Source organism: Saccharomonospora halophila 8, assembly GCF_000383775.1.
Lineage (GTDB): Bacteria > Actinomycetota > Actinomycetes > Mycobacteriales > Pseudonocardiaceae > Saccharomonospora > Saccharomonospora halophila.
In genome coordinates this window covers 5,072-7,293 of sequence record NZ_KB912584.1, presented here as the reverse complement: position 1 = coordinate 7,293, position 2,222 = coordinate 5,072, and the positions used below count along the sequence as shown (strand labels likewise).

General features: G+C 69.7%; 2 protein-coding genes. Both read right to left on the bottom strand.

Translation table 11 applies throughout. The features are described from left to right. Nucleotides 1-98: 98 nt before the first annotated feature. Nucleotides 99-914: a translation elongation factor Ts gene (tsf, locus tag SACHA_RS0118015; protein ID WP_019812040.1), complete on the bottom strand. Its 816-nt coding sequence runs from the start codon at nucleotides 912-914 to the stop codon at nucleotides 99-101. A gap of 47 nt (nucleotides 915-961) precedes the next feature. Next, nucleotides 962-1,822, bottom strand: coding sequence for a 30S ribosomal protein S2 (rpsB, locus tag SACHA_RS25775; protein ID WP_007024108.1), 861 nt, complete (start codon nucleotides 1,820-1,822; stop codon nucleotides 962-964). Nucleotides 1,823-2,222 lie beyond the last annotated feature (400 nt).

Here is a 2,222-nt window from a genome sequence, read left to right as displayed (position 1 = left end):
CCGGCGGGGCGGGCCGACGGGACGATTCTCCCGCCTGTCTCACGGCTGTGCCCCGCCTCCTGACCTGGCGGGAGACGGGGCACGGTGCCGGTCGCCGGTCAGGCCTGGCCGACCTCGAACCGGACGAACCTCGTGACGGTCACACCCGCCTCGTCGAGCAGGTTCTGCACCGTCTTCTTGTTGTCGGTCACCGACGGCTGCTCCAGCAGCACGGTGTCCTTGTAGAAGGCGTTGACCTTGCCCTCGATGATCTTCGGGAGTGCCTGCTCCGGCTTGCCCTCCTCGCGGGCGGTCTGCTCCGCGATGCGCTTCTCGTTCTCCACGAGCTCGGACGGCACGTCGTCGCGCGTGAGGTACTGCGGCTTGAGCGCCGCCACCTGCAGGGCCGCGTTCCGGGCGGCCTCGGCGTCGTCGCCGGTGTACTCCACCAGCACACCGACCGCGGGCGGCAGGCCGGAGCCCCGACGGTGCAGGTAGGTGCTCACCTGCCCGTCGAAGGCCGCGACCCGGCGCAGCTCCAGCTTCTCGCCGATCTTCGCGGACAGTTCCTGGATCGCCTCGGCGACGGTCTGGCCGTTCAGCTCGGCGTTGCGGAGCTGCTCCACGTCGTTCGAACGCTCGGCCTTCGCCACGTCCACGATCCGGTCGGCCAGCGTCAGGAACTCGTCGTTCTTGGCGACGAAGTCGGTCTCCGAGTTGAGCTCGACGAGCACGCCGCCGTCACCGGCCACCACGCCCTCGGCGGTGGCCCGCTCGGCACGCTTGCCGACGTCCTTCGCACCCTTGATGCGCAGGAACTCGACGGCCTTGTCGAAGTCGCCCTCGGACTCCTCCAGCGCCTTCTTGCAGTCCATCATCCCCGAGCCGGTGAGCTCGCGGAGGCGCTTGACGTCTGCCGCGGTGTAGTTCGCCATCGTCAGTAAGTCTTTCCGTTCCTTCGTACGGTCTTCCGGGACAGGGATCAGGACGCGGTCGTCTGCTCGCTCGACTGCTCGGCGGGCTGCTCACCGGACTGCTGGGCGGCGCCCGCCTCCGAGCCCGCGAGCAGTTCCTGCTCCCACTCGGCGAGCGGCTCGTCCGTCGCGACCCCGGCCTCGGGCTTCTCCTCCCCCTCGGGAGCGGACCCGTTGCGGCCGGAGCGCGCCATCAGACCCGCGGCGGAGGCCTCGGCGACGATCTTGGTCAACAGCGCGGCCGACCGGATGGCGTCGTCGTTGCCCGGGATCGGGTAGTCGACCTCGTCCGGGTCGCAGTTCGTGTCCAGGATCGCCACCACCGGGATACCCAGCTTGCGGGCCTCGTCGACGGCGATGTGCTCCTTCTTGGTGTCGACGATCCACACCGCGCTCGGCACCTTGGACATATCGCGGATACCGCCGAGGGTCCGCTCCAGCTTGTCCTTCTCCCGGGTCAGAGTGAGGATCTCACGCTTGGTCAGGCCCTGGAACCCGCCGGTCTGCTCCTGTGCCTCCAGCTCCTTGAGCCGCTGCAGGCGGCGGTGCACGGTCTGGAAGTTGGTCAGCATCCCGCCGAGCCAACGCTGGTTGACGAACGGCATGCCCACCCGGAGGGCCTCCTGGGAGATGGCCTCCTGCGCCTGCTTCTTCGTGCCGACGAACAGGATCGTGCCGCCGTGGGCGACGGTCTCCTTGACGAACTCGAAGGCGCGGTCGATGTAGGACAGCGTCTTCTGCAGGTCGATGATGTAGATGCCGTTGCGCTCGGTGAGGATGTAGCGCTTCATCTTCGGATTCCAGCGGCGGGTCTGGTGCCCGAAGTGCACGCCGGAATCGAGCAGCTGCTTCATGGTGACGACGGCCATGGCCGGATTCGCACCTCTTCTGTGTTGAGCGCGCCGGGCGCGGGCCCGACGACGCGGTGGCCGGTTGTCGCGGGGGCCGGGTGGCCCACCGCCCTGGTGCCGTGCGGACGCCCGGACCCCACGGTGTCGGCCACCGTGGAGACCGCCGGGCACCCTGTCCCGTGTCGGATCCGGACACCGGGTCCGCGGGGGACAGCACGTACACGCGAAGTCAACCCGTGCGCACACAGGTCGCGTCCTGGATTGTACGCCGACGCCCGGTGGCCCTCGACCCGCGGGCGGCACCACCCGTGAACCGTCCCCACCCGGCCGTGTCACGCCCCCCTCTGTCCACAGTTCGCGGCCGGTCCGGCGCGAGCCGCACGCACCGTCCCGCCACCCGCGGCACCCTGGGCCGATG

Bases quoted from the DNA above. Each gene is read 5' to 3' on its own strand.
- tsf (WP_019812040.1), bottom strand. From the start codon at position 914: ATGGCGAACTACACCGCGGCAGACGTCAAGCGCCTCCGCGAGCTCACC.
- rpsB (WP_007024108.1), bottom strand. From the start codon at position 1,822: ATGGCCGTCGTCACCATGAAGCAGCTGCTCGATTCCGGCGTGCACTTC.